Below are 21,770 nucleotides of genomic sequence, written 5' to 3' on the forward strand. Positions count from 1 at the left end.
CACCGGCCTGCCGCGTCACATGCTGCCCCGCTCGGGGACGCTCAACGGTGGCAGTCACCGCTACCCCGCCACAATCGCCTGGGACTGCGCCACCGGCAACGCCACCGACGACGTCGTCGTCAACGGCGGCACCGTGCCGCTCTGCCCACCACCAGCCCAGCTCACCAACCAGGTCACCGTCGCCCGCAGCGTGAACACGGCACCCGGCGCACCTGCGGAACTGACCCGATACGTGTGCCCACACGACGACACCGCCCGCGGATCCGTACCCGCGCGCCACGGCAGCCCCGGCCCCTGGCACACCACCTCACCGGTCCCGTCACCCGGGCTCCACACCACCCGCACCGGCGTCGCGGTCGCCGTCACCGACATCCCCGGCACCGACGCCGTCGCCCGACGCACACCCCACGTCGGCCCATCCACCCACAACCACACCGGCACCTGCACCAGCACCCCACTCGCCGCCTCAGGATTCGTCCGGATCCCCGGCGCCGGAAGCCGCAACCGCGACACCGCCACCTGACCCAACGCCTGCGGATCAGCCACCTGCCCCGCCGCCAGCCACATCGCCTGGCTCACCGAAACCCCACCCTGGTCAAGCTGGCAAATCTGCTGATACCACGCCCCTCCACCGGCACCAGAGGGAGCCGGAGCCTGCGGCTCGAGACGCTCGTACCTGCACTTCGACTCCTCACCACCGCCGGAGCCAGAACCGCCCCCACCGTTGTCGACACCACCGTTACCGGTTCCTGCACCGCCCGGAGTGCCGACGGACACGGTGCATTCCTGAGCGTGAGGGAACCGCGAGCAGTCGATACCGCCAATGCCATCACCGGCGTGCGCCGTAGGGGTCAGGAGGATGAGGCTTGAAAAGCCAATCGCAATGATTAGCAGGGGTCTGCTTTTCCACTTCGTCAACTGCATGTGCCCACCGCCTGTATGCCGAGGCCGGTTACTCTCCAGCCTTCGCCGGTACCGAGATTCGTGGCCGTAGCTTTCGTGAGTCTGCGTCCACCCGACTCGTCATCGACCAGGTCACCGGACGACGTGTAGGTGAGGAACCTCTCGGTGCTGAGGCAGTCAGCGATGCTCACGGTCGCGGGCTGATTCGACAGGTTGACCTCGGTCACCTGAGGGCTTGAGCCGAGTTCACCCTTGATGACGTGTCCGTCCCGCCTGGCGTTGGAGAGCCCTTCGCGGAGAGTCGCAAGCGCCTTCCCGCTCGCGTGCTTGGCGAGATCCGGCTCGTCTGGGTTCGCCGTCAAACCTGCCTTGGCATAAGCGCTCCACATGCCGCGGTAGGCGTTCAACGCGAGTTCCTCCGCGCTTCCGCGTGCGTCCTGCGGAGGCGCAGACATCGCGGGAGTCGTCGGCCCGGCCTCGGTTTCCGGGCTACCGCCGCCAGTGCATCCGGTGAGCAATGCCACCGCGATCGCGACGCCTAGAACCGCAACCGGTCGGGCGGAACGCGAGGAAGCAAGAAAGCTCTGGCAACTTCGCAAGCCCTCTTGGCATTGCCGCTCACTGATAGTTACTGAACTCCCGGCGACATGCAGTTGCCGGGCCTCGATCGACCCCACCATGAATCCCCCGTGAAAGTTCCACATCTCAATGTCTGCGATCACCTCTACACCCTTCACCTACGGTTACCGCAACGTGATTACCCGTCGGTAGTTACCTCTTCGTAAGTCCCACCGACCCGCGACATATGGGGAAGAATCTGGACGAAAATTATCCCGGATGTCAGGTTAGCGACACTATGACCGAACGGAATGGAAGCCGTAGAATCTTCTAACCGTTGCGAAGGGGTCGCCGCATGAGCGCCGTTTCCGGGAGCCCTGCACCGCATGAGCTCGCCGCCGAGCTGGGCAGGCGATCCCACGCCGTCTTGGCTCTTGTCACGTTGAGCAATCACGGCGAAGGCACCATCGAGCAACTCGGACTCGATCAGGCATGTCACGAGCGAGGGCGCCTCGGCGAGGACCTGGGCTGGCTCGCCGCCGTCGGCCTCGTGCGGCGAGACTCGTCAGCAGGATCATGGGACATCTCCGATCCGGGAGCCGTCTACCGCCTGTCCACGCTCGGCGCGACGGTCGCCGCCTCCCTGGCCGCCCTCGCCCAGGCATGCGGGGCCACAGCCGCCCATCGCCGCGTAAATCCATGAATCTCAATGAATGATGGGCTTCTACCTGGCTTCTGACGAAATCCGCTATTCCCGAAGCGCGCCGCGCCCCCTACACTTCCCCGGATACTCGACCGGACGGGGGAAGGTGCATGCAGGAGTTCGAGACCTTCTACGCCGCTGTCAAACTCTGTGGACACCGTTGGACCCTTGAGATCCTGACGTCGCTGCAGCAACAGCCGATGCGCTTCACCGACCTGCTCCAAACCATCCGGCCCACGCCGAGCGCGAAGTCCCTGAACGAGGCACTCCGCCGGATGCAGGACCGGGACCTGATCGGCCGCAGCAGCAACGACGAGGGCCTCCTGTACCAGTTGACGCCCGCCGGGCGGCAGCTCATCCCGCTGCTTCTAGGGTTCATGCAGGAGATCCGACAGTGGGCCGAGCGGTACCACGACAGCGCCGCCCCCGTGACCGGCACCCGGCCAGCCCGCAGGCCGTGACCGCGCCACCCGGACGCCGGCAAGGCACGGGCTGATGCACCAAGCGGTCATCCTCGCTGCCGGCATCCTCGGCGCAGGTGCCGGTGCGCTGATCCCGCGACCGACCTACCGGCTGTCCGTCCCGACCGACTCGCCACCGCGTGCCGTCTGCCATCACTGCCAACTGGCCTTCCAGCCCGCTGTACGGAGTTGGGTCGTCGTCGGCAACCGCTGCGCGAGCTGCGCACGGAACCTCGGCCCCGCGTGGCCGCTACTCAGTGGCATCCTCGCCGTCACATCGACCGCCTTAGCCTGGCGGCTGGACCCCACGACCACTCAAGACCTGGTGCTGTTGGCAGCGTGGCTCCTGGTAGCCAGTGCCGGCTTGCTGCTGGCGTGCGTGGACGTGGCAGTACGACGCCTACCCACCCCAATCGTGCTCGCCACCGCCGCCGCCTTGGTCGGAATGATCGGTGTCGCTTCCACCGTCTCTCGCCAGCCCTGGATGCTCGTCAACGCCATCACGGCCGGCGGGCTGCTCGCGGGGATCTACCTAATGCTCGCGCTACTCGGCGGCGGTATGGGGATGGGCGACGTCCGACTCGCGGGAATGCTCGGCCTGGCCCTCGGGACTACCACCTGGACCGCGGTGTTCCTCGGGGCGGTACTGCCCTACCTCCTCGCCGCGCCCCACGCCGTCGCGCTTGGCATCGCCGCGCGCGTGCGCAGCCACCTCGCGTTCGGGCCGTACCTGGTCAGCGGAGCGGTACTCGCGGTACTCGCAACCGGATAGCCAAATCCTGGTGCCTACTGGCCGGCCATTTTTGGATCATGCGAGGACGAAGTCGTCGGGGCCGCCTGCATGGGCGACCCCGACGAGGAAGGCTGTGGTCTCTGGCGTGGATGGCCGTAGCGGGCCAGAGCACGGTCCAGGACCCGAAGCGGGGAACTGCCGCTCGGCGTGACCCGTAGGTCAGAGGCCGATCTCGGAATCAGTTGAGCATCCCGCTCCGCCCTACCGGGGGCATGGCCCCCATTCGGGTACGTCGTCGACGTTAGCTTCCGCGTCGCGTGGATTCAACCGAGTAGGCGGAGTACGACGGGAGCACGCGTGGTGGTGCAGTTGTCCCAGTCCTCAACGGGGCAGGCCGCGCTGAACGTCGTCTGCCTGGCCGCCGCTGGTCCGACCTGTCCCGTCAAGGACGGCGCTCGCTGGTCGATGGCAGGACTGGCCGCCATCGACCAGCGAGTTCCAACCCTCGCGTTGCACGCTTACGCGCGCCCGCCGGCACCATCGTGTCTTCTGTTACTGCCCTGCCCTGTCATGGGGGATTCTGGCGTCGACCCAGGGTCACCTCATCGTCGAGTGCCTTCCGTTCTCGGGCGGCGACGTCTGTGCCGGGTGTGGCCACAACACGTCGATGATGGTCTCGATGCTGACGCTGAGGGTCGACTCGATGTCATCGAAGTCGAGCGTGCTTTCCATGAGCGCAAGGTGGTCGAGCAGGGAGTCGAACGAGCCGGCAAGGTGCTGCAGTGGTGGTCGATGCTCGCGGCGTTCGGCAGCCTGGGTCTGCAGCGAGACCGCGTATGCGACAGCGGCCGGCCACAACTGGTCGAGGAACAGCCCGGGAGGAGGTTCGTCGTCACTCCACCCCGCGTCGCGCCAGTTCTCGGTCTCGGCAGCACGGGCACGCTGGCGAAGGTCGGGGCACTGTTCGTCCAGTGCTGCGACGAGGGCTCCGAGTCGGGCGCCGGGCCCGAACCTGACCAATGGAGCGGGCCGGGCACCGGGCGGCAGCCATACCCAGAGCTGTTCCGGCTGCGACCAGTAGTCCGCGGGCAGAAGAACCGTGCCCGCCTGCTTCCACAGTCTTGTCAGCTGGTCGTCGAACCCGGTTGGTGCCGTACACGCCAGCAGCGCCACTGGCCCGGCCCAGCCAGCCGGCATCGCGAGGTCGGTCGCGGCCAACTGGTCGATCTGGTAGGTCAGGTAGGCGGTGACGTGCCCGGCAGTGACGTGCACGTCACCATCGAATGCGCAGACCGGGCACAGCGTTAGCTCATCGTCGCCAGCGGCGGGGAGTAAGTGTGCGCCCGGGTAGGCGTCCCCACACACGGCGCATTGTGCCTGGTTGGCGGCCTTCGCCACCGCGCGTGCACGTCCGGCGGCCAGCATGCGGTTCAGTTCCGCGATCAACTCGTGGGCGGGACGGTCACCGCTGATCTGGGCGTGTGCTTCGAAGCCGGTCGGGGTCAGCGGGGCGGCCATCTCCACCGTCGGCGGTTGGGACACATCGAGCCGCGTGTCGTCGTCCGGGTCCGGGGCTTCGCCGCCGAATTCCGCGACCTGGGAGGCGCGACCAACCAAGAACCGGGCCGGGCCAGCGTAGCCGCGGTACTCTGCGTTCTCCGCGAAGGTTTCGTACTCCACGGGCCAACCCGCCTCGTGCAGGGCTTGCATCAGTTCGGTGTGCACGGCGGCGGCGCTGAAGCCGCCGTGGCGGCGGGCGGTTAGTCGCGCAGCGGCCGCGTGGGACACCCCCGTCGCCTCAGCGTATGCCCTGGCGGCCTTCTTTCGAGCGCTGTCCTTGACCATCGTCTTCGACCCCTTCGGGCGGCCCCACACCCCGCACCGACGAAAAGACGGGTGTGAGCAGCGCGCGAGCCGGAGGCCCTTGTCCGCGATTACCGCGACGGTGTGGGCGTCGGCCGGCACGGAGACAGGCAAGCGCGTGCTGCCCAGGAATATCGTAGTCGCCGCGTACCGTCAGCGCGATGACCGGCCGGTGTGGCGCCCGGTCGACGACAGGAGACGAGGATGGCTAGTCGAAGGCAGCAAGCGGAACGTCGTCGGCGTGCCACGCAGCACACCCGCAGACCGAAACTCGCCGCGCCGGACGGCTGGCTCAGCGACGACCAGTGGCTGGCGTGGGCCGGAGACTACGGCCTCGACCTGCGCGACCGTGACCAACTGTTGGACGCTGTGGCGGTAGGGCTGACCGTGCTCTGCTGGCGCAACACCGCGCTGGAAGACGTCCACGCCGGAGTCGAACGCGTCCAGCGCCTGGAACTGCTGGGCAGGGACCCGGACGATCCTGATGTGCACGCTGAGGAGCGCCGCGCCCGGCGCGACCACTACCAGTTACTGAACGCCAACTGGGAGATGCTGGCCGACATCGACCCCGACGAGAGTGTTCGAACCGACGTGTTCCTCGACGGCCGCGAGCAGGGCTTCGGAATCCCCGACGACATCATGATGAGGCTGAACATCAGTACCGCCCTGGATGTCCGAGACATGCTCGACGACGTCCTACCAGACTCGGTTACCGAGCCAGGGGCCGAGATTACCTACGACCGGCGCTCGGTGCCCGAGCACATCGCGGCGTTGGTCGAGCTATTGCAGGACCCGGACCGGGAGCTGACCGTGGGAGGCTCGGCGGTCGCCGCCGGTGACGTTCTCGGCGCGACGTGGGACGAGTACGCCGAAGATGTCATGCGCAAGGTCGCGACACACATCAAGGTCACCGATCTCATCGGGGCTCGCCGTGCACTCTGGTACGCGGGCCTCTCGGGGATCATCTACGCCTCGGCCTGGTTCCCCAACCCTTGGTGGTCGCGGGCCGTGGACCTGCTGCGCGATGCGATAGCCGACAACCGCGCGGTCGAGGTCCTCTACTCGCCGGAGCGAGTGACGGAGATCCCGCTCGACGACGAGTTCTGGCAGACGTTGTCCAGTCGGCCGGCCGAGCTGACCGGCCCGCAATGCGCCTGGGTGCAAGACACCCGACTGCCTGATCTGATCAGCACAGCACGCGACAGCGACCGGCAACGTCTCGGGCCTCTGACTGGTGAAGACCGCTTCTTCGGTCTGGCGGTGATGTTCTGACTCCCCGACTCCAGATTGCCCCACCCATGAGTTCGCCGTTCGACTGCAAATCCATGAAAAACCTGAACTGTGTTGAGCCATCCTGATTTCGGTAGGTTGGACAAAACGGGGTCACGGCTGCGTCAGGACCGTAGGCGAATGGAACGTCGACCACCAGGACCCGGCACACGCGGATGCTGCTGTCTCGCGGCGCGGCACGCGCCCGCCACCCAGGCTCGCTTGTAGAGTGCGAGATCCTCCCTCGTACGCCATGCGACTGGAGCTGCCATGTCAGGTCACGCCGACCCTGTTAGGGCAGGCGATCCTGCGCATCCGGGCTCTCAAGCTGGGGGGTCGACTCGTGGCGATCAGTGATTCGGACATCTCGAGCGCGCTCTCGGCCTATATTGCGCGCTATCCGGACGATGCCGTGTCGCTGTCCGAGCCGCTGCGGCTGCTGGCTGAAGGGGCGAGTTTCGCGTCGCGGCGAAACTTCTCGATGCACGTAACTGTGGGTGCGCTCCTCGTCTGCGGCACGGATGTGCTGCTTGTCGATCACCTCGCCTACGGAATCCCCTTGCAGCCTGGAGGGCATCTTGAGGCGACTGATTCCACGCTGATTAGCGCCGCAGTGCGTGAGCTGGTGGAAGAGACCGGTGTTGACCCCAGCGGACTCTTCCCTGCGTCGGAGGTCCCGGTCTACGTCGAGTACGGGAAGGTTCCGGCACGGCCCGCAAAGGACGAGCCGGAACACTTCCATCTCGACTTCGGCTACTCGTTCGTGACGGCGCGGGCGGAGATGGGGCGTATCCAAAAGTCGGAGGTCCGGAGTGCCGCGTGGTACCCGCTCTCCACGGCGCAGCGGCTTGTCGGACGGCGCATCGCGCGGGCGGTGACCACGCCAGCGTGAGGCGGTTGACCGGCCCGGCAGATCTCGCCGTTCAGCGGGTGCCGTTGCCCGCCGGGCCACAGCCAGATCTTGGCGTTGCTATTTCGATGTTGGCCCCGATGTCGTTCATCCACTCGTTCCAAGAGCGATCTGCGGTCCGGCTTCCACTCGAGCGCAAACAGAACGCGACGATGATCCGGTCATATCAGAGCCGTCTGGCGGCTTTGTCGCTGGGCACACGTGTGGTCACTCATGCCTACGTCGGCGGCTCCCAGACGACGATCATCGTCGGGATGGGCAGCCCCGGCGTCTCAGTCTGAAGCTGGGGCAGCGGTACCCAGTCCACGCCCACCATGGCCGGGCAGTCACAGGGCAGGCGGTCATCGCCGAGTCTCGGTTCGCCGTCGGCTACCTGCACCGCGAAGCAGGAGGTCAGACCCGACGGGTACGGCACGTCGAGCAGATACCGCACAGCCACGGGCCGAAGACCGACTTCCTCGACAACCTCGCGACGGACGGCGTCCTCGGCTGTCTCGCCGACGCCGATGCCACCACCGGGCAGCGTCCAGTACTCCTGGCCGTCGTGACGACCGGAAGGACCTCGCCCGCGCTCCCGCACCATCAACACCCGGCCGTCGCGTACGATCACCGCCGCCGCTCGCCGCCGCTTCGTCACTGCGAACTCGCCTCTCCGCTGAACGTTTGCGTACCCGTTCCGCGCTGGCCTTGTCGCGACGACAAGGCGCTCTGTGGGGTTGCGAGTGGGGCCTCCTCCGCGAGACGCGCTGGTTGTGCCGGTCGCTTGACCATAGGCGATGATGGCGGGCATGCGGCTGCTCATACTCGGTGGAACCTGGTTCCTCGGGCGCACTCTCGGTGAACTCGCCCTAGCCTCGGGTTGGTCGGTGACGACCTTCAACCGCGGCGTCTCCGCCGCCGACCTGCCCGGCGTTCAGGCCGTCCACGGCGACCGGGAACGCCCCGAGGATTGGGCGAGACTGGCCGAACACGGCCCGTGGGACGCCGTCATCGACACGATCGGCTACGTCCCCAACCAGGTCCTCGCCGCCGCGAACGCCCTCGCGCCGGTCGTCGGCCGCTACGTGTTCGTGTCCTCGGTCAACGTGTACACCGGCTGGCCGAACGAGCCCTTGCACGACGACTCACCGGTCTTCGACTGCCCGCCGGACGCCGACGCGACCTTCGGCGCCGACCTCGGCTACGCCGGCCAGTACGGGGCGCTGAAGGCAGGCTGCGAGAACGCTGTCGTCCACGCTGTCGGGCAACAGCGGGCCGTGGTGCTGCGGCCCGGGGTGATCCTCGGGCCTCGCGAGTATGTAGGTCGGCTGACCTGGTGGCTAACGCGCGCTGCCCGGGGCGGTCAGCTGCTGGCGCCGGGGCCCGCAGAGCGGCCCATCCAACCGGTCGACGTGCGCGACGCTGCCGCGTTCGCGTTGGCCCTTGCGGCAGGACGGGAGCATGGCTCGTTCAACGTCACCGCACCGGTCGGCCACGCGACGTTCTCCGAGCTTGTCGACGCCTGCGTCGCCGTGACGGACGCCGGTACCCGGCCGGTGTGGACCGACCCGGACTGGCTGATCCAGCAGGGTGTGCAGCAGTGGACGGAGCTGCCGCTCTGGCGCACCCACCCCGGCGTGTGGGCCGTCGACAGTTCCCGCGCCGCCGCAGCAGGACTGAACTGCAGGCCTCTACGAGACACCATCAACGAAACCTGGTCGTGGATGACCGCAGGCGGCAGCGCCATCACCGGCGAGGGCGAAGCAGGCCGGGCCGCCGACCATGGCATCCCCGCCGAGCGGGAACGCGAGCTACTGCAGGCCTGGCACCAGCGCGGCTGACCCGGAACTCATAGCGACGGCAGCGCGGGAGGAGCGGGCCGGGCCGTGGCGAAGGAACTCGCCAGCTCGGCGAGCTGACGCGCCTCGGGCACCTGACGCCACCGCAGCGCCGACAGCGCCTCCTGCACCCTGCCCAAGCGTCCGAGCAGACCGGTGCGCCGCCACTCGGGCGGTATCGACCACAGCGGCGCCAGCGTCTCCTGCGCCGCGTCGAGCCGTCCGTCGGCGAGGTGGCAGGTGGCCAGGTCGACTCGGGCCTCGCCCTCAATGGTCGACCACGGGGCGGCGTCCTGCGCCGCGGCCAACCGCAGAGCGGCGGTTGCCGCCTTCGTGGCCTCGTCCAGGTCGTCGACCTGCAACCAGGCGGTGCTCGCGCAGCGCGCCTGCTGGGACGCGGTGAAGCCGAACTCCCCGCCGATAGCGTCGTGCAGGACGTCGTCACCATCGACAGCACGGGCGTCGTCGGCTGCGGCGAGTGCCTCGCGAACCTGGTCGACCGCGCCCCGATGCGCCCAGGCCCTGGCCAACACGCACTGGGCACGCACCTGAGCGATGCCGGACGGGGCGCTGTCCACCGCTGCCATCGCGTACCGCACGGCTTCCTCGTGGCGGCCGGTCCAGTACGCGATGGTGGCCTGCATCCCACGCGCGTAGGCGCGCACACCAGGGTGGCCGATGATCTCACCGTAGGTGTCGGCCGCACGGGCGTACCGCATCGCCGACGTCCACAGACCCAGATCCGCGCTCGCGCTGGCCAGCAACGCCGCCGCCTGCGCGGTGATCAGGTACAACTCGTGCTGCTGACTGGGCCGGTGGGTGCGCCCCAGAGCCTCGACGGCGAGTGCCCGCACCCGCAAGGTCTCGGTGATCGCCACCGTCGGCGTCAACTGCCCGTAACTCTGGGCCATTCGGATCGCGTCGTCGCGTAGCTGCTCGACGGTGAGGTCTGACACGGCCCTCGCCCCCGCGTTCATCGCGTGTTCGCTGGTCTCCCGCGCGGCGACCCTGATCGCCTGCTGCACCCCAACGTACGCCCCGTCCGCAGCCCCCACAAACGCCGCCTCCGCCGCCACGGCATCGACCCGGGGCAGGAACGACGTGTCGTGATGCTGCGCCGCCTCGGCGATCACCTGATGATCCAGCACCGCCCCCCAGCGGGCATGACGGGCCGCCTCGGCCTTCTCCTGCTGGTGTCGAACCTCAAGGGACCGGTACTCGTCATACCCGTTGATCAACTCGCCGTCAGCATGGAGAAGTGACTCGCACTGCGCCCAGAAGACGCGGTCCACCACCTGCCGGCCGCTCTCGACGTTGGCGACCGTGCTCCGGGTGCTGTGCACCCGCCGTGCGACATCGTCCTGAGTCAGCCCGCGCGTCCTACGCCACCTGCCGAGCCTTCGACCCAGCGCCCGTTTCACGTCACTAAGCTGCTGCGGATCCACGAGGACGTCCCTCCATCACCGCCAGAGGGGCTGTCACCGCTCGCTACGCTTCCCTCACGGCACGCTGACAGTAGCCGATGCCGGCAGCGACGGTCATCCCCGCAAGGGCTTCCGACGCCCCCGACCACATCCGGCACGCCTTCCGTGAATGACGGACGCTGGATAGCTCTGGTCAGCGGGGCCAGTCGAGTTGCGCCTCGGGCACGCCGACGTCGCGGGCGTAGGTGATCGCTTCCTGTCGCCCGGTGTCGTCGCCTCGGGGATAGGTGAAGACGCGGCCGGCGAACACGACCCAACTGGTGCTGCCGGTGGCGTAGTCGGCGTACCAGCGGCCCGGGGACAGCGCGGCGGCGAGCTGGCGGGCGAGTTCGTCGCCAGCGTCATCGGGGCCGATGAAGTCGATCAGCGTCCACTGGGCGGGCTGGTCGCCGGTGGCGCTCCACGCGGGGAAGCGGTGGATACGCCGCAACGTCAACGGCACGTCGATCGTGGCGTTCAAAGCCAGGCTCTCAACGACAAAAGCGCCCACGATAGGCATGAGAATCACCGCCTGCGTTTTGGTGGCTCGGGCAGCGGCCAGCCTAGCCAGATCGAACGAATGTTCCAATGACTGACTTGACGTGTCGCAAGTGTCGCCCCGTCGGCAACGACGTTCGGATGAGAGCACGAAAGTCGTGGACGGTCTGCCCGGAGGCCCTCGGCGGCCCCGTCCGCACACTGCCCGGCCTAGGCCCGCCGTCCAGGAGAAGACGAAGAGGTCGACCAGTAGTGGCGCGCACTGTCATGGTTGCAGCACCAGCGCGCCAGCCGCGACGCGCTCGCCGCCGCGCCGGCCTGACCACCCAAGGGGGCCCGATGCCTGGTAAGCCGGGCAAGGCACACGGTAGGTATACGGGCCACCGCACCCACGACGACGGACGGGCACAGCTGCCTCGCCTGCCGGGTAGCGGTCAACGTTCGCCCGTCGTTAGCCCCGGCTGGGGCGAGGGCGGCGTGAGACGAATCCATACGAGCTTGCCGCCGTGGTACTCCTCGACGCCCCATGCCTGCAACAGCGCCTCGATGATGCCCAGCCCACGCCCACCGTCGCTGTCCACCGGCCGGCGACGGGGAACGACAGCCGAGCCGTCGACCGCGCTGATCGTCACCTGATCCCCCTCGGCAGACACCCGCAACTCCAAGCGGCCGTTGCCGTGTCGGACCGCATTGCCCACCAACTCGACCGCGACGAGCACCGCGTCGTCCACCCAGTCCGGGTCGCGGAACCCCCACACGCTCAGAACGGTCCGCACCATCTGCCGCGCCGCCGCAAGAGCAGGAGGTTCCATCGGTAGATCCACATGTGCGGTCAGCTCACCCACGACCGTTGTTCCCGTCTCCCAAAGCCGCCCTTCGCGGGTAGAACAACCGCTACCCGCGCCCCGAGAAGTAAGGACTTTCCGGACAGCAACCACAGCCGCGCGAGAACACCCGACGACAAGCCCCCACTGGCAGACCTGGTCGCCACTCTGATCAAGAAGGCCGGCCCCGCGCCTAACTCGGAAGTAGACCTACTTCCTCCCGGATTAGGGCCGCTTCGCGCAGCGGAGCGACAAGGACTAACCCCAGGCTTCGAGCTGGCTGCCCTCAGGCATCCCCCGACATCAGGTTCTCAGCCGATGATGCTGTGCTGGGTGTCGGGGACCTGAGGTAGCCAGGTGACCGCATCGTCGCGGAAGGACTGGTTGACCGGGACAAGGCAAGGGTCGTCCCGGTCGTCGAGGGCGGTGAGGTTGATGCCGATGAGCGTGTCGCCGTAATCGAACGCCGCCACCGAGCTGCCGCAGGCGGCGCAGAAGCCTCGCGTGGTCTCGCCTGGGAACGTGTCGAACCACGTCGGCTCGCCGGCTTCGCCGGTCCAGTTCAGCCCTTCCAGCGGAAAGCTGACCCACGACTGGATCGGCCCGCCGGCCCGCTTCTGGCAGTGCGGGCAGCTGCAGACGTGGGGGTAGTCGGGCTCGCCGCTCACGGTGAACCGGATCTTGCCGCACAGGCAGCCGCCGGTGCGGACCTTGGTATCGACGACAGGCTCAGACATCGGCTATTCCCTCGCGTTGTGGTCAGTTGGACACTTCACCTTGCCGCCCCCGTTGACGATCTGCCGGATACGTCGACGGGTCCAACGATCCAGGTTGGCTCCATCGGGCGTTACCAGAGGTGGAGTTGGTCGAGGATGTGGGCCGCGCGGGGCAGGGGCGCGGTGGGCTGGCCGGTGATCAGGGTGTCGGGGAGTGAGATGTCGGTGCGCAGGCGGATGGCGTCGCGCCAGGCGAGCAGTTCGGTCCACTGGTGGGTGATGGGGTGGCAGCGCGGGTTGCGGAGTCGGGGGCTGTTGGGGAGTTGGTCGAGGTGCCAGCCGTCGGTGAGGAGCGTGGCGGCGGTGGTGGGGCCGATGCCGCGTATGCCGGGAATGTTGTCGGCGGGGTCGCCGGTGAGTGCCCGGTAGTCGGGCCACTGGCAGGGGTGGATGCGATAGCGGCGATGGATCTCGGCGGTGGAGATGACGGTGCGGTGTGGGGTAAGGACAGTGACCGCAGGCCGCAGGAGTTGGTAGAAGTCCCGGTCGCTGGAGTAGCAGACGACGGATCGGCCCTCGTGAACGGCGCTGGTGGTGGCGGTGGCGATGATGTCGTCGCCTTCTATCTCGTCGATCTCTGTCCAGCGGACGGCTGCGGCGTCGAGAGTTCGCTTGACGTCTGGCAGCGCGGTGATGGGGGTGTGGTCGGCGTCAGCCCGGTTCGCCTTGTATTCCGGCACGGCGGTGGCACGCCGGGCGGCGGCGTGTTCGCCGTCGAAGACGACGACGAGTTCGTGGTCGGGTGCGTGGAGGCGGTGGGCTTTGCGCATGAGGGCGAGGAACCCGAACACGCCGGTCAGGTCGCGGGTCTTGTCGCGGCTGGTGATCCGGGCGGGGAATCCGAACCAGGCGCGGTAGAGCAGCTGGTGCCCGTCGACGAGGAACAGCCCGTTCATCGGCCCTCCCTGCGTGCGGGAGGGCTGGTGGTGACGCGGACTCCCGGCCACCGGTGCGCCGGCTGATGCCGGGCAAGCCGCTCGTGGGAGGTCTGTTCGCTGACGCGGGTGGGGTTGCGTCGCCACACGCCGTCGAGGAGATCATCGAGTCCGTGCGGCGCGCAGACCGCGATGTGGTTGTCGGGGTCGAGGCGGATCGCGACGGCGGTGGCGTACTCGGGCCAGGTCGCGACCGCCTCGGCGATGCTACGAAACGGTGGGACCGGCGGTCCGCCGAATCGTCGCGGGTACCAGGTGTGCACGGCGGCCTGGTTCTTCGCCTCCCATGGCAGGCCCGGCTCGGCTGTGGCCAGCCGGGCGGTGGCCCGGTCGTCGTTGTCCCGGCTCAGGTCGGCGGGGTCGAAGAACGCCACGTCCGCATCCCGCACCGCGCGCAGGTCGAACCCTGTGCCGTAGCGGCGTCCCCAGACCAGGTCGCGTAGGACACCCGCGCCGATCCACGCGTCGGGCAGCCCCGAGTCCCGCACCACGGTCAGCGCCCGCATCAGCCGTGCGTCGGCGCCGACCAGTTCCCGTAACTCGTCGCCGCGCTCGATGTCTGCCGGTTCCGCCCGGCCGGCGGGCAGCGCCGTCATGGGCGTTCCGGCCCGTCGGGGTGGTTGTAGTGCAGTCGCTGGGCGAGGTAGTCGCCCAGCGACGTCGCGTAGGGCACGTCTGGGTCGCTGGTGGTGCCGGCCGGAACGTAGTGGGTGCGGCGGAACGAGTCGATGAACGTGGCTGGGGGCGCTCCGGCGCGGAGTGCGGTGGTGATCGCGGAGGACAGGGCGTCGGTGAGCCCTGCCAGGGTGGAGCCGCGTGTACCGGCCCGCAGGTCGACGCGACCGACCTCGCCGCTGGGCGTGGCGGTGGTGGCCAGCTGTCCCGGAACACCATCGATCACGAACGTGCTGGTCACTTCGATTTCCCGTCGCGACGGCGGCAAGGTATCTCTCATCGATGCGGTCTTTCCTCTCTGACGTACGCCTTGAGTCCCCGAGGTGGACACGGGCGGGTTCTGAGCTGCGGAGTTCCGGTCCGAAGGCCGTGTCAAGGAGCATCCGTCGCGGTGGTCGTCTGGTCGGCTTTGCGGGCGCAGTGCGGGCATCGCCGGGGGCAGGGCGTCTGCGGTACGACCGTGGTGAGGCCGCTGGCGTGCAGGATCGTGGTGACCGTCTGTTCGAAGGTGCTGGTCTCGCCGATGACGGTCTCCCCGGGGATGTCGAGCAGGTCGCGGTGGGTGTACCAGGTACGCATCTCGTCGGGGGTGACGGGGATCGGCTCGTCGCGGCCGAGGTGCCGGCGGACGGTCTCGTCGAAGGACACGTCCAGGTAGAACACGGCGACCGGGCCGGGGTGATCGTCGATGAGCTGGTGCAGCACGGCCGCGTAGCGTTCGGTGTGCAGGATGCCTTCGAGAATGACGTGGTAGCCCAGGTCGAGGGCAGTACGCGCGGTCGCGGCGATGAACGTCGGCGCAACCGGGTCGATGCGGGCGCTGTCGTGTTCCCTGAGCACAATCCTGCGCAGGTAGTCCTGCTCTAACAGGGCCGCACCGCGCCCGAAACGGCGGCGTACCTCGCGGGCGGCCGTGGTCTTTCCGCTGCCGGAGTTCCCTCGAATGATCACCAACGTAGGCGAGGACTTCGTCAGGTTCGGCGTCGTCATGGCGTGCTCCGTCAGGCGGTCGCGGTCTGCCGGGGCACCGTCGCGGCGGGCGCGGTCGTGTCGTAGCCGGCGGCTTGGAGGGTGAACAGCTCGGCATACCGGCCGTCGGCGTTCATCAGGTGGTCGTGGGTGCCGGCTTCGACGAGGCGGCCGTGGTGCAGGACGTAGATGCGGTCGGCGTGGCGGACGTTGGCCAGCCGGTGGGTGATCAGGATGGTGATGCCACGCCCCTGCCGGTCGCGGATGGCCTGGAACAGGGCGTCCTCGGCGCGCGGGTCCAGGGCGGACGACGGCTCGTCCATGATCAGCACATCAGCGTCGCGGAGGAACCCGCGGGCGGCGGTGATGCGCTGCCACTGCCCGCCGGAAAGGTCCTGGCCGCCGGCGAAGGTCCGGTCGAGCAGCGTCTCGTACCCATGGGGCAGTTCCGTGATCATGTCGTGCGCGACGGCGCGGTCGGCGGCGGCCTCGATCCGGTCCTGCTCGGTCGTGGTCGCGATGTCGCCGATCGCGATGTTCGTGGCGGCGGTGAACGGCCACTTGTGGTACTCCTGCGTCACGACCCCGATCCGTGCCCGCAGCGCGTCGGTGCCCCAGTCGCCGGCTGGTCGGCCGTTGTACCGGATGGTGCCACCGGTGGGGGTGCGCAGGGTGGCGATCATGGTGGCGAGGGTGGACTTGCCGGAGCCGTTCTCCCCGACGAACGCCACCGTCTGCCCCGCCTCGATGGTGAGGCTGACCTGGTCGACGGCGGCGGTGTCGCGGTCGGGGTAGCGCAGGCTCACCGCGTCGACGGTGATCTCCTCCAGTCGTTCCGGGGCTGGCGTGCTGGCGGCCGGGTCGGTGTGGGTGGGCAGGTAGTCGGCGGCGCGGGTCATGAAGCCGGTGTAGTCGCGGAAGTGCTGCCCTTCGGTGTAGACGCGGTCGATCTGGAAGGTGACCACCGCCAGGGAGCGTTGCGCGGACTGGACGGCGATGACGCAGGTCGCGGCGGCGGCGAGGGGGATCTGCCCGTCGATGAGCAGCACGCCGAGGAGTACGTAGACGGCAGTGGTGGCGATCCCGCCGATCATCGCGCCGACGGTGGTCGTCGTGGTGACCCGTCGGGCCAGTGCGAGTTGGATGCCGGTCTCGACGGCCATGACCCGGTCGTACTGGTCGAGTAGGAACCCGCGCAGGCCGTAGGAGCGTAGTTCGGGGGCGGAATCGCGTTCGGCCATCAGCCGGTGCAGCAGCCACAGCCGGCGTCGGCGTACCGAGCCGGCGGCGTAGGTCTGGTAGCGCAGGTGTCCGGCGCGCAGCGACGCCCACCCGTTTGGCACCGTCGCCACCAGCAGCGCCAGAAGCAGCAGCGGATGGACCACCACGACGGCCACGGCCACGGCGAGGACCCCGGCGAGGCCGGCGAGCAGGTTCATCGACGCCTGCACCAGGCCGGTGGTGGAGTTCGCACCGCGGGAGGCGCGTTCCATGTCGTCGGCGAACGCGTCGGCGTCGAACGCCTCCAACCGCACCGCAGTCGTCACCTCGAACAGGCCCCGCTCGACCTCCCGGTCCACCTTCGGCGTCAGGCCGTTCTGCGCGTACCCCATCGCGGTGGCCATCCCGGCGCGCAACGCGGTCACCGCCGCGAGCGCGGCCAGGGCTGGCAGCGCGGCGGTGACCTTGTCGGCGGTCGGGCCGCCGGCGAACAACTCCACCAGCACCCGCTGCGCGGCGAGGAGCCCGAACGCCGCCAGCACCCCCGCGCCGACCGTCGTGCCCGCCACCACCGACGTCCGGGCCCGGTCGGCGCGCCAGCTCACGACGAGCGCGGCCCAGACCAGGCGGGGTAGCTCGGAGAAGACGGCGAACAGGCCGGCCTGCGCCCGTGCCCGGACCCCGGTCTCCCACCACACTTCCCGCAACTCCGGCAGCACGGAATCCCGCTGCGGCGGTTCAGGACGGGCGGGCACCCGGTCGGGGTTAGCGGTTTTGGGCATGGCGGTACCTCCTGTAGGTGGGCAGGATGAACTGCGGTCGGTGGTGGTGTCTCGGTGGTGGGCGGCGGGACGCGCAGGCCCCATCGGTGATCTCGGCTGGCGCCGCCGAAGCCGCGCCTCCCGCAGGAAGAGCCCTCAGATGGCCTGCGGTCAGGTGACCCGGACGCCGTCTTCGAGGTAGGAGCAACACCCGTCGGCGCGGGCGCGCAGCGCCTCGGCGACCCGGCGGGCCAACAGCGGCCGTAACCGCCGGGCGGTCTGTAGTGGGTCGGACCACGCCCAGCCCTTCAACTCCCCGGGCGGCACCACGATCCGTTCCGTCGCGGTGGCGTCGAGGGTGCCGCCGTCGTAGACGACCATGACGCCCTCAGTTCGCCCGTCGCGGGCCGGTACCCAGTCCACGACGAGCAAGCGGCCCGGCGTCAGGTCCACGCCGAGTTCCTCCCGGCACTCCCGGACCGCGGCCTGGTACGGCGACTCGTCCGCCTCGACGCACCCGCCAGGGATCTCCCAGTCCGCTTGGTAGGCGGGTTCGACCAGCAGAACCCGCTCGTCCGCGTCGGTGATCAGCAGCCCGGCGGCCATCCGCTTATGAGGCAGATCGGCGGTGAAATCGCGGCGTTCGGAGGGCATGCGGAGACGGTAGGGCGCGGCAGGGGCGACACGCCCGCAGCGCCGTGCGCTGACATTGTCGGCAGATTCCGACACCAACTCCGACACCACCAGCACCGCCGCCCCGACCTGCCGACAGGGGCGTCGAGAACCCGCGCGACCACCGCCGACAGCCGGGCGGGAGCCGCCGCAGGCAGCTCGGAAAGTGTCACCCGGGGCAGCTATGGTGTTCGCTCATCGTGACCGCGGCGACCGGGGGTGGCAACGATGGTCGACCACGACGAGACCACCACCGCCCGCCGCGCACTCGGCCGCCGCCTCGCCCACCTGCGTAAACACGCCGGACACACCCAGCACAGCCTCGCCCGGCTCGTGCAGTACGGGCGCAGCTCCGTGGCGAACACCGAGACCGGCCGACAGCATCCCGAACGCCCGTTCTGGACCCGCTGCGACCAGGTGCTGCGCACCGGTGGTGTGCTGACCGCCGAGTACGACCGCATCGCCGACCTGCACCACCGCCGCCACCGCCATCGCCCGGCGGATCCCCCCGGCAGCACCAACGCAGCGGCATGGTGGGAATCCGAGGACGCCATCACCGCCCGCCGGTCGGCGCTGACCACCGCCACCGACGACGACACCCGGCTGGCGCACTTGGAGGACGAGGTCCGGCAGGCGATCGCCCACAACGAACGCTGCCCACCCGCCACCCTCGTCGCCCGGCTACGTCCCCTGCGGGTCTGCGTCGACCAGCTGATGGCCGGCCGGCAGCACCCGCCACAACGCGCCCGGCTCTACACCGCCGCCGCGCACCTGTCCGGGCTCCTCGCCGCCCTCGCCCTGGACCTACGCGCCTTCCGCGTCGCGCACGCCTACGCCGCCGAAGCCTTCGACCTCGCCCACACCGCCGAACAACCCGACACCCAGGCATGGACCCGCGCCACCCAAAGCCTGATCGCCTTCTACACGGGCCACCACCGCGACGCGCTCGCCTACGCCGAAGACGGACTCCGCCACGCCGGCACCGGCCCTCACCGGATCCGTCTCACCGTCAACGGGCAGGCGCGGGCTCTCGCCCACCTCGGCGACCGGAACGGCGTCGACCGTGCTGTCGGCCGGACGTTCGACCTGCTGGCCGAACACCCGTCGGATGGACAGGTCAGCACCAGCCTGACCCTCGGCCCGTACTGCCCCACCCGGGCTGCGGCCAACGCGGCGACCGCCTACCTGGCCCTCGGTCACACCACCCACGTCACCGGCCACCTCACCACCGCCATCGCCGCCTTCGACACCGCTCAGCTACGCGGCCCGCAAGCGCTCAGCCGCCTCGACATGGCCACCGCCCACCTCCAGGCCGGCGACCCCGAACAGGCGGCCGAGCTGGCGCTGCAGGCGCTCGCCCTCACCGCCGAGCACCGCTTCGAATCCGTCCACCAGCGCACCCACCAGTTCCTCACCGCCGCTCACCCCCTGCGCCACCACCTGCGGATACAGGACGTCGCGAACCTGCTTGCCGACCGCACACAGCCCCGCATCGCGCCACCGGCGGGCCTACGATCGCCGACATGAGCAGCCGGGAACTGACCAGCCTGCGGCAGCGGTGGACCGCCTACCAGGACCTGCCCACCCTCACCGAGCACTGGTACTGGCGTCCCGGCTGGCACGCCGGCCGCCACTTCTACACCTGGCACCTCGCCTTCCAACAGCAGCCCGCGCTCCACCGTCACGTCACCGACCTTCAACAGCAGCTCGCTCCGCTGCCGGGGTTGGACCTGGTGCCGCTCGACGGCCTGCACCTGACCACGCAGGGCATCGGCTTCACCGACGAGGTACCCGACAACGACATCGACGCGATCGTCGCCGAAGCCCGCCAGCGGTGCGCCGCCCTGCCACCGTTGGAGCTGTCCCTCGGACCGGTCGACCCTGATGCCGAAGGCATCGGCCTGCTCGTCCAACCCTGGAACCCCGTCGAGCGGGTCCGCACCACCATCAGGGCCGCGATCGCCGCCGTGTGGCCCGTCGTTCCCGAACCAGCGGACGGGTTCCGGCCCCACGTCACGATCGCCTACAGCGGCGCGCCCGCGCCCACCGCGCCGATCCGCGCCCGGCTGGCCGAGCTGCGGCGCCTAGCCCCCGTGCAGGCGACGATCAGCGAGGTCTCACTGATCGCACTACGCCGGGACGACCGCACCTACCGATGGTCGACCGTGGCGACCGCGCCCCTGAACGGATGACGCCAGCCAGTCAGGAGGTCATGCCGGTGAGACGGGCGACGGCGTTGTTCGCCGCGAGCCAGCCCGACACGTTCCCGCAGTCGTAGTAGTCGCCGGAGACGGGCGAAACGAGGACCTCGTGGCCGGCGGCGTAGGCGTTGATCGCGTCCGTCGTCTGGAACTCGCCCGTCTCCTGGTCGGGCCGCAGTGCCCGGAAGTACGGGGCGATGGCACCGGGAAGCAGGTACCGGCTGATGTTGACGAACGCCGTCGGCTCACCCCAGTCCTGCGGCTTCTCGACCATCCCGGAGTAGAGACGTGTACCAGCACCGCCCTCGCGGGTGGACACCACCCCGTAGAGGCTCGCGCGGCTGCCCTCGACCACGGCGGCGGCCAGCGCCGCCGAGCTGCCAGCCGCAGCGCGGCGGGACACGAGGTCGGCAAGGTCGCTGCCACCGTCACCGCGCAGGAGAAGGTCGTCACCAGTCACCAGGAGGAAGTCGACGTCACCGACGAAGTCGACGGCGATCATGGCGGGCACAGCCGTTCCGTAGCGGCCGTCACGCCCCTGCTCCAGGAACGTGATGTCCGCGATGCCTGGCAGACCAGCAGCGGGCGCCCACTTGTCGGCCCAACCCCGGTCACGGAAGTACGCCTCCGTGGCCGGATCGGGACTGAAGTAGTGGCGCACCTGCTCGCCTGCCTGACCGGCAGCGGCGACGATGGCGATCTCGGTGACCCCGGCACGGACGCAGTCCTCGACGGCGTACTGCACGACAGGCTTGGTCAGAACCGGCAGCATGCACTTGTTCACGGTCTTCGCGACCGGGAAGAACCGGGAACCGAAACCGGCAACAGCGATAACCGCTTTCGTGACCACGATTCACCTTCCTCTCCTGCGCCCACCGTGACTGACCGCGCCAGTTTACAAACCCCGCAACCGGCCGCTGGCACATTACGCCGCGCCGCCGATTACGTTAAAGAGGGGAACATTCAAACCAACGGGAGAGACAAGTCCGTGCGGGTGATTTGGGTGAACGGCGCGTTCGGCGCTGGGAAGACGACACTGGCGCAGCATCTGATCGCGGACGATCCCCAGCTGCTGCTCTTCGACGCCGAACTACCCGGGTTCATGCTCCGGGATATCGTGCCGCTACCGCCCAGCGGGGACTTCCAGGACCTGCGGGTATGGCGACGCAGCGTTGTGGACACGGCGGTCGCACTCGCGCAGGAGTACCAGCGGACACTGGTCGTCCCGATGACCGTCGTTGTGTGGCCCTACCTCGATGAGATCCTCACCGGGCTGCGTACCTGCGGCATGGACGTCGCGCACTACTTCATTACCGTTCCCACCGACATCATCCGGAGGCGGATCGAGGCGCAGTCGTTCTGGCCACAGGACCCAGCCCGGGACGCGCAGGTCCGCACATGGCGGCTGGCCCAGGTGGATCGGTGCGCCCAAGCGGCTCAGAATCTGCCGGACAGCACCATCACCCTCGACGGAACGCTGCCCGTGGAGCAACTGGCGGCAAGGGTGACAGGCGCAGCCCGGAGCTGACATTTCAGGGCCCTCAGGCAGGGATCCGAC

At 69.0% G+C, this 21,770-nt stretch carries 24 protein-coding genes; 10 read left to right on the plus strand and 14 right to left on the minus strand.

What is annotated here, in order from left to right; translation table 11 throughout:
• Window positions 1-19: 19 nt before the first annotated feature.
• Window positions 20-523, plus strand: a complete 504-nt coding sequence (locus IEY61_RS31050; protein WP_229705717.1) for a hypothetical protein — start codon at window positions 20-22, stop codon at window positions 521-523.
• Window positions 524-914: 391 nt separating this feature from the next.
• Here the strand turns inward: IEY61_RS31050 and IEY61_RS31055 are convergent, their stop codons facing one another.
• Window positions 915-1,625, minus strand: a complete 711-nt coding sequence (locus tag IEY61_RS31055) for a hypothetical protein (RefSeq protein ID WP_229705718.1) — start codon at window positions 1,623-1,625, stop codon at window positions 915-917.
• Window positions 1,626-1,816: 191 nt separating this feature from the next.
• On the opposite strand from IEY61_RS31055, the gene IEY61_RS06085 reads away from it, so the two are divergent.
• The 3 genes from IEY61_RS06085 (at window position 1,817) to IEY61_RS06095 (ending at window position 3,397) form a co-directional block, all read left to right on the plus strand.
• On the plus strand, window positions 1,817-2,164 hold the full coding sequence (locus tag IEY61_RS06085) for a hypothetical protein (RefSeq protein WP_189041400.1): 348 nt from the start codon (window positions 1,817-1,819) through the stop codon (window positions 2,162-2,164).
• A 110-nt stretch (window positions 2,165-2,274) separates the two neighbouring features.
• Window positions 2,275-2,625, plus strand: a complete 351-nt coding sequence (locus IEY61_RS06090; RefSeq protein WP_189041401.1) for a winged helix-turn-helix transcriptional regulator — start codon at window positions 2,275-2,277, stop codon at window positions 2,623-2,625.
• 34 nt (window positions 2,626-2,659) lie between these two features.
• Window positions 2,660-3,397, plus strand: a complete 738-nt coding sequence (locus IEY61_RS06095) for a prepilin peptidase (protein ID WP_189041402.1) — start codon at window positions 2,660-2,662, stop codon at window positions 3,395-3,397.
• Window positions 3,398-3,955: 558 nt separating this feature from the next.
• Here IEY61_RS06095 and IEY61_RS06100 read toward each other — a convergent pair.
• A complete protein-coding gene (locus tag IEY61_RS06100) occupies window positions 3,956-5,323 on the minus strand; it encodes a hypothetical protein (protein WP_189041403.1) in 1,368 nt (455 codons plus the stop codon).
• Between the two features lie 267 nt (window positions 5,324-5,590).
• Here IEY61_RS06100 and IEY61_RS06105 point away from each other — a divergent pair, with 267 nt between their 5' ends.
• Together IEY61_RS06105 and IEY61_RS06110 are read left to right on the plus strand one after the other, a co-directional pair.
• A complete protein-coding gene (locus IEY61_RS06105; RefSeq protein ID WP_189041404.1) occupies window positions 5,591-6,493 on the plus strand; it encodes a hypothetical protein in 903 nt (300 codons plus the stop codon).
• Window positions 6,494-6,743: 250 nt separating this feature from the next.
• A complete protein-coding gene (locus IEY61_RS06110; RefSeq protein ID WP_229705719.1) occupies window positions 6,744-7,382 on the plus strand; it encodes an NUDIX hydrolase in 639 nt (212 codons plus the stop codon).
• Window positions 7,383-7,617: 235 nt separating this feature from the next.
• Here the strand turns inward: IEY61_RS06110 and IEY61_RS06115 are convergent, their stop codons facing one another.
• Window positions 7,618-8,037 carry an NUDIX domain-containing protein gene (locus tag IEY61_RS06115; RefSeq protein ID WP_189041405.1) on the minus strand — a complete coding sequence of 140 codons (420 nt, stop codon included), beginning with the start codon at window positions 8,035-8,037 and terminating at the stop codon, window positions 7,618-7,620.
• Window positions 8,038-8,188: 151 nt separating this feature from the next.
• On the opposite strand from IEY61_RS06115, the gene IEY61_RS06120 reads away from it, so the two are divergent.
• Window positions 8,189-9,220: an NAD-dependent epimerase/dehydratase family protein gene (locus IEY61_RS06120; protein WP_189041406.1), complete on the plus strand. Its 1,032-nt coding sequence runs from the start codon at window positions 8,189-8,191 to the stop codon at window positions 9,218-9,220.
• Window positions 9,221-9,228: 8 nt separating this feature from the next.
• Here IEY61_RS06120 and IEY61_RS06125 read toward each other — a convergent pair whose 3' ends face one another.
• The 10 genes from IEY61_RS06125 to IEY61_RS06170 form a co-directional block, all read right to left on the minus strand.
• Complete coding sequence (locus IEY61_RS06125) at window positions 9,229-10,662, minus strand: helix-turn-helix domain-containing protein (protein ID WP_189041408.1); 1,434 nt, start codon at window positions 10,660-10,662, stop codon at window positions 9,229-9,231.
• A gap of 172 nt (window positions 10,663-10,834) precedes the next feature.
• Entirely contained in the window at window positions 10,835-11,191 is a 357-nt protein-coding gene (locus IEY61_RS06130; RefSeq protein ID WP_229705720.1) for a hypothetical protein, read from the minus strand.
• A 421-nt stretch (window positions 11,192-11,612) separates the two neighbouring features.
• Window positions 11,613-12,023 (minus strand): ATP-binding protein, encoded by a 411-nt coding sequence (locus IEY61_RS06135; protein ID WP_189041413.1) that lies wholly within the window; start codon window positions 12,021-12,023, stop codon window positions 11,613-11,615.
• 290 nt (window positions 12,024-12,313) lie between these two features.
• Window positions 12,314-12,739 (minus strand): GFA family protein, encoded by a 426-nt coding sequence (locus IEY61_RS06140; protein ID WP_189041415.1) that lies wholly within the window; start codon window positions 12,737-12,739, stop codon window positions 12,314-12,316.
• 110 nt (window positions 12,740-12,849) lie between these two features.
• Complete coding sequence (locus IEY61_RS06145; protein ID WP_229705721.1) at window positions 12,850-13,674, minus strand: 5'-3' exonuclease; 825 nt, start codon at window positions 13,672-13,674, stop codon at window positions 12,850-12,852.
• Window positions 13,671-14,309, minus strand: a complete 639-nt coding sequence (locus tag IEY61_RS06150) for a nucleotidyltransferase family protein (protein WP_189041417.1) — start codon at window positions 14,307-14,309, stop codon at window positions 13,671-13,673. Before IEY61_RS06150 ends, IEY61_RS06145 begins: the two co-directional genes overlap by 4 nt.
• Window positions 14,306-14,629, minus strand: coding sequence for a TSCPD domain-containing protein (locus IEY61_RS06155; RefSeq protein ID WP_189041419.1), 324 nt, complete (start codon window positions 14,627-14,629; stop codon window positions 14,306-14,308). The genes IEY61_RS06150 and IEY61_RS06155 overlap by 4 nt, the downstream gene beginning before the upstream one ends.
• A gap of 131 nt (window positions 14,630-14,760) precedes the next feature.
• Window positions 14,761-15,378, minus strand: a complete 618-nt coding sequence (locus tag IEY61_RS06160) for an AAA family ATPase (RefSeq protein ID WP_189041421.1) — start codon at window positions 15,376-15,378, stop codon at window positions 14,761-14,763.
• An 11-nt stretch (window positions 15,379-15,389) separates the two neighbouring features.
• Window positions 15,390-17,360: an ABC transporter ATP-binding protein gene (locus IEY61_RS06165; protein WP_189041423.1), complete on the minus strand. Its 1,971-nt coding sequence runs from the start codon at window positions 17,358-17,360 to the stop codon at window positions 15,390-15,392.
• A 150-nt stretch (window positions 17,361-17,510) separates the two neighbouring features.
• Window positions 17,511-17,993, minus strand: coding sequence for an NUDIX domain-containing protein (locus tag IEY61_RS06170; RefSeq protein WP_229705722.1), 483 nt, complete (start codon window positions 17,991-17,993; stop codon window positions 17,511-17,513).
• Between the two features lie 246 nt (window positions 17,994-18,239).
• Between IEY61_RS06170 and IEY61_RS32340 the strand changes: the two genes are divergently transcribed.
• Complete coding sequence (locus IEY61_RS32340; protein ID WP_189041425.1) at window positions 18,240-19,538, plus strand: helix-turn-helix domain-containing protein; 1,299 nt, start codon at window positions 18,240-18,242, stop codon at window positions 19,536-19,538.
• Window positions 19,535-20,203 carry a 2'-5' RNA ligase family protein gene (locus IEY61_RS06180; RefSeq protein WP_189041427.1) on the plus strand — a complete coding sequence of 223 codons (669 nt, stop codon included), beginning with the start codon at window positions 19,535-19,537 and terminating at the stop codon, window positions 20,201-20,203. The genes IEY61_RS32340 and IEY61_RS06180 overlap by 4 nt, the downstream gene beginning before the upstream one ends.
• A 10-nt stretch (window positions 20,204-20,213) precedes the next feature.
• Here the strand turns inward: IEY61_RS06180 and IEY61_RS06185 are convergent, their stop codons facing one another.
• Window positions 20,214-21,062 (minus strand): sugar phosphate nucleotidyltransferase, encoded by an 849-nt coding sequence (locus IEY61_RS06185; protein WP_189041429.1) that lies wholly within the window; start codon window positions 21,060-21,062, stop codon window positions 20,214-20,216.
• Between the two features lie 153 nt (window positions 21,063-21,215).
• Here IEY61_RS06185 and IEY61_RS06190 point away from each other — a divergent pair, with 153 nt between their 5' ends.
• Entirely contained in the window at window positions 21,216-21,740 is a 525-nt protein-coding gene (locus IEY61_RS06190) for an AAA family ATPase (protein WP_373293105.1), read from the plus strand.
• The last annotated feature ends 30 nt before the right edge of the window (window positions 21,741-21,770 follow it).

Source organism: Micromonospora sonchi (genome assembly GCF_014646235.1).
In the GTDB taxonomy this organism is placed as follows: domain Bacteria; phylum Actinomycetota; class Actinomycetes; order Mycobacteriales; family Micromonosporaceae; genus Micromonospora; species Micromonospora sonchi.

Excerpts from the sequence above, each read along its gene's own strand:
- IEY61_RS31050 (WP_229705717.1), top strand. The coding sequence starts at position 20 with ATGCTGCCCCGCTCGGGGACGCTCAACGGTGGCAGTCACCGCTACCCC.
- IEY61_RS06085 (WP_189041400.1), top strand. The coding sequence starts at position 1,817 with ATGAGCGCCGTTTCCGGGAGCCCTGCACCGCATGAGCTCGCCGCCGAG.
- IEY61_RS06090 (WP_189041401.1), top strand. The coding sequence starts at position 2,275 with ATGCAGGAGTTCGAGACCTTCTACGCCGCTGTCAAACTCTGTGGACAC.
- IEY61_RS06095 (WP_189041402.1), top strand. The coding sequence starts at position 2,660 with ATGCACCAAGCGGTCATCCTCGCTGCCGGCATCCTCGGCGCAGGTGCC.
- IEY61_RS06110 (WP_229705719.1), top strand. The coding sequence starts at position 6,744 with ATGCGACTGGAGCTGCCATGTCAGGTCACGCCGACCCTGTTAGGGCAG.
- IEY61_RS06120 (WP_189041406.1), top strand. The coding sequence starts at position 8,189 with ATGCGGCTGCTCATACTCGGTGGAACCTGGTTCCTCGGGCGCACTCTC.
- IEY61_RS06140 (WP_189041415.1), bottom strand. The coding sequence starts at position 12,739 with ATGTCTGAGCCTGTCGTCGATACCAAGGTCCGCACCGGCGGCTGCCTG.
- IEY61_RS06145 (WP_229705721.1), bottom strand. The coding sequence starts at position 13,674 with ATGAACGGGCTGTTCCTCGTCGACGGGCACCAGCTGCTCTACCGCGCC.
- IEY61_RS06150 (WP_189041417.1), bottom strand. The coding sequence starts at position 14,309 with ATGACGGCGCTGCCCGCCGGCCGGGCGGAACCGGCAGACATCGAGCGC.
- IEY61_RS06160 (WP_189041421.1), bottom strand. The coding sequence starts at position 15,378 with ATGACGACGCCGAACCTGACGAAGTCCTCGCCTACGTTGGTGATCATT.
- IEY61_RS06165 (WP_189041423.1), bottom strand. The coding sequence starts at position 17,360 with ATGCCCAAAACCGCTAACCCCGACCGGGTGCCCGCCCGTCCTGAACCG.
- IEY61_RS06170 (WP_229705722.1), bottom strand. The coding sequence starts at position 17,993 with ATGCCCTCCGAACGCCGCGATTTCACCGCCGATCTGCCTCATAAGCGG.
- IEY61_RS32340 (WP_189041425.1), top strand. The coding sequence starts at position 18,240 with ATGGTCGACCACGACGAGACCACCACCGCCCGCCGCGCACTCGGCCGC.
- IEY61_RS06180 (WP_189041427.1), top strand. The coding sequence starts at position 19,535 with ATGAGCAGCCGGGAACTGACCAGCCTGCGGCAGCGGTGGACCGCCTAC.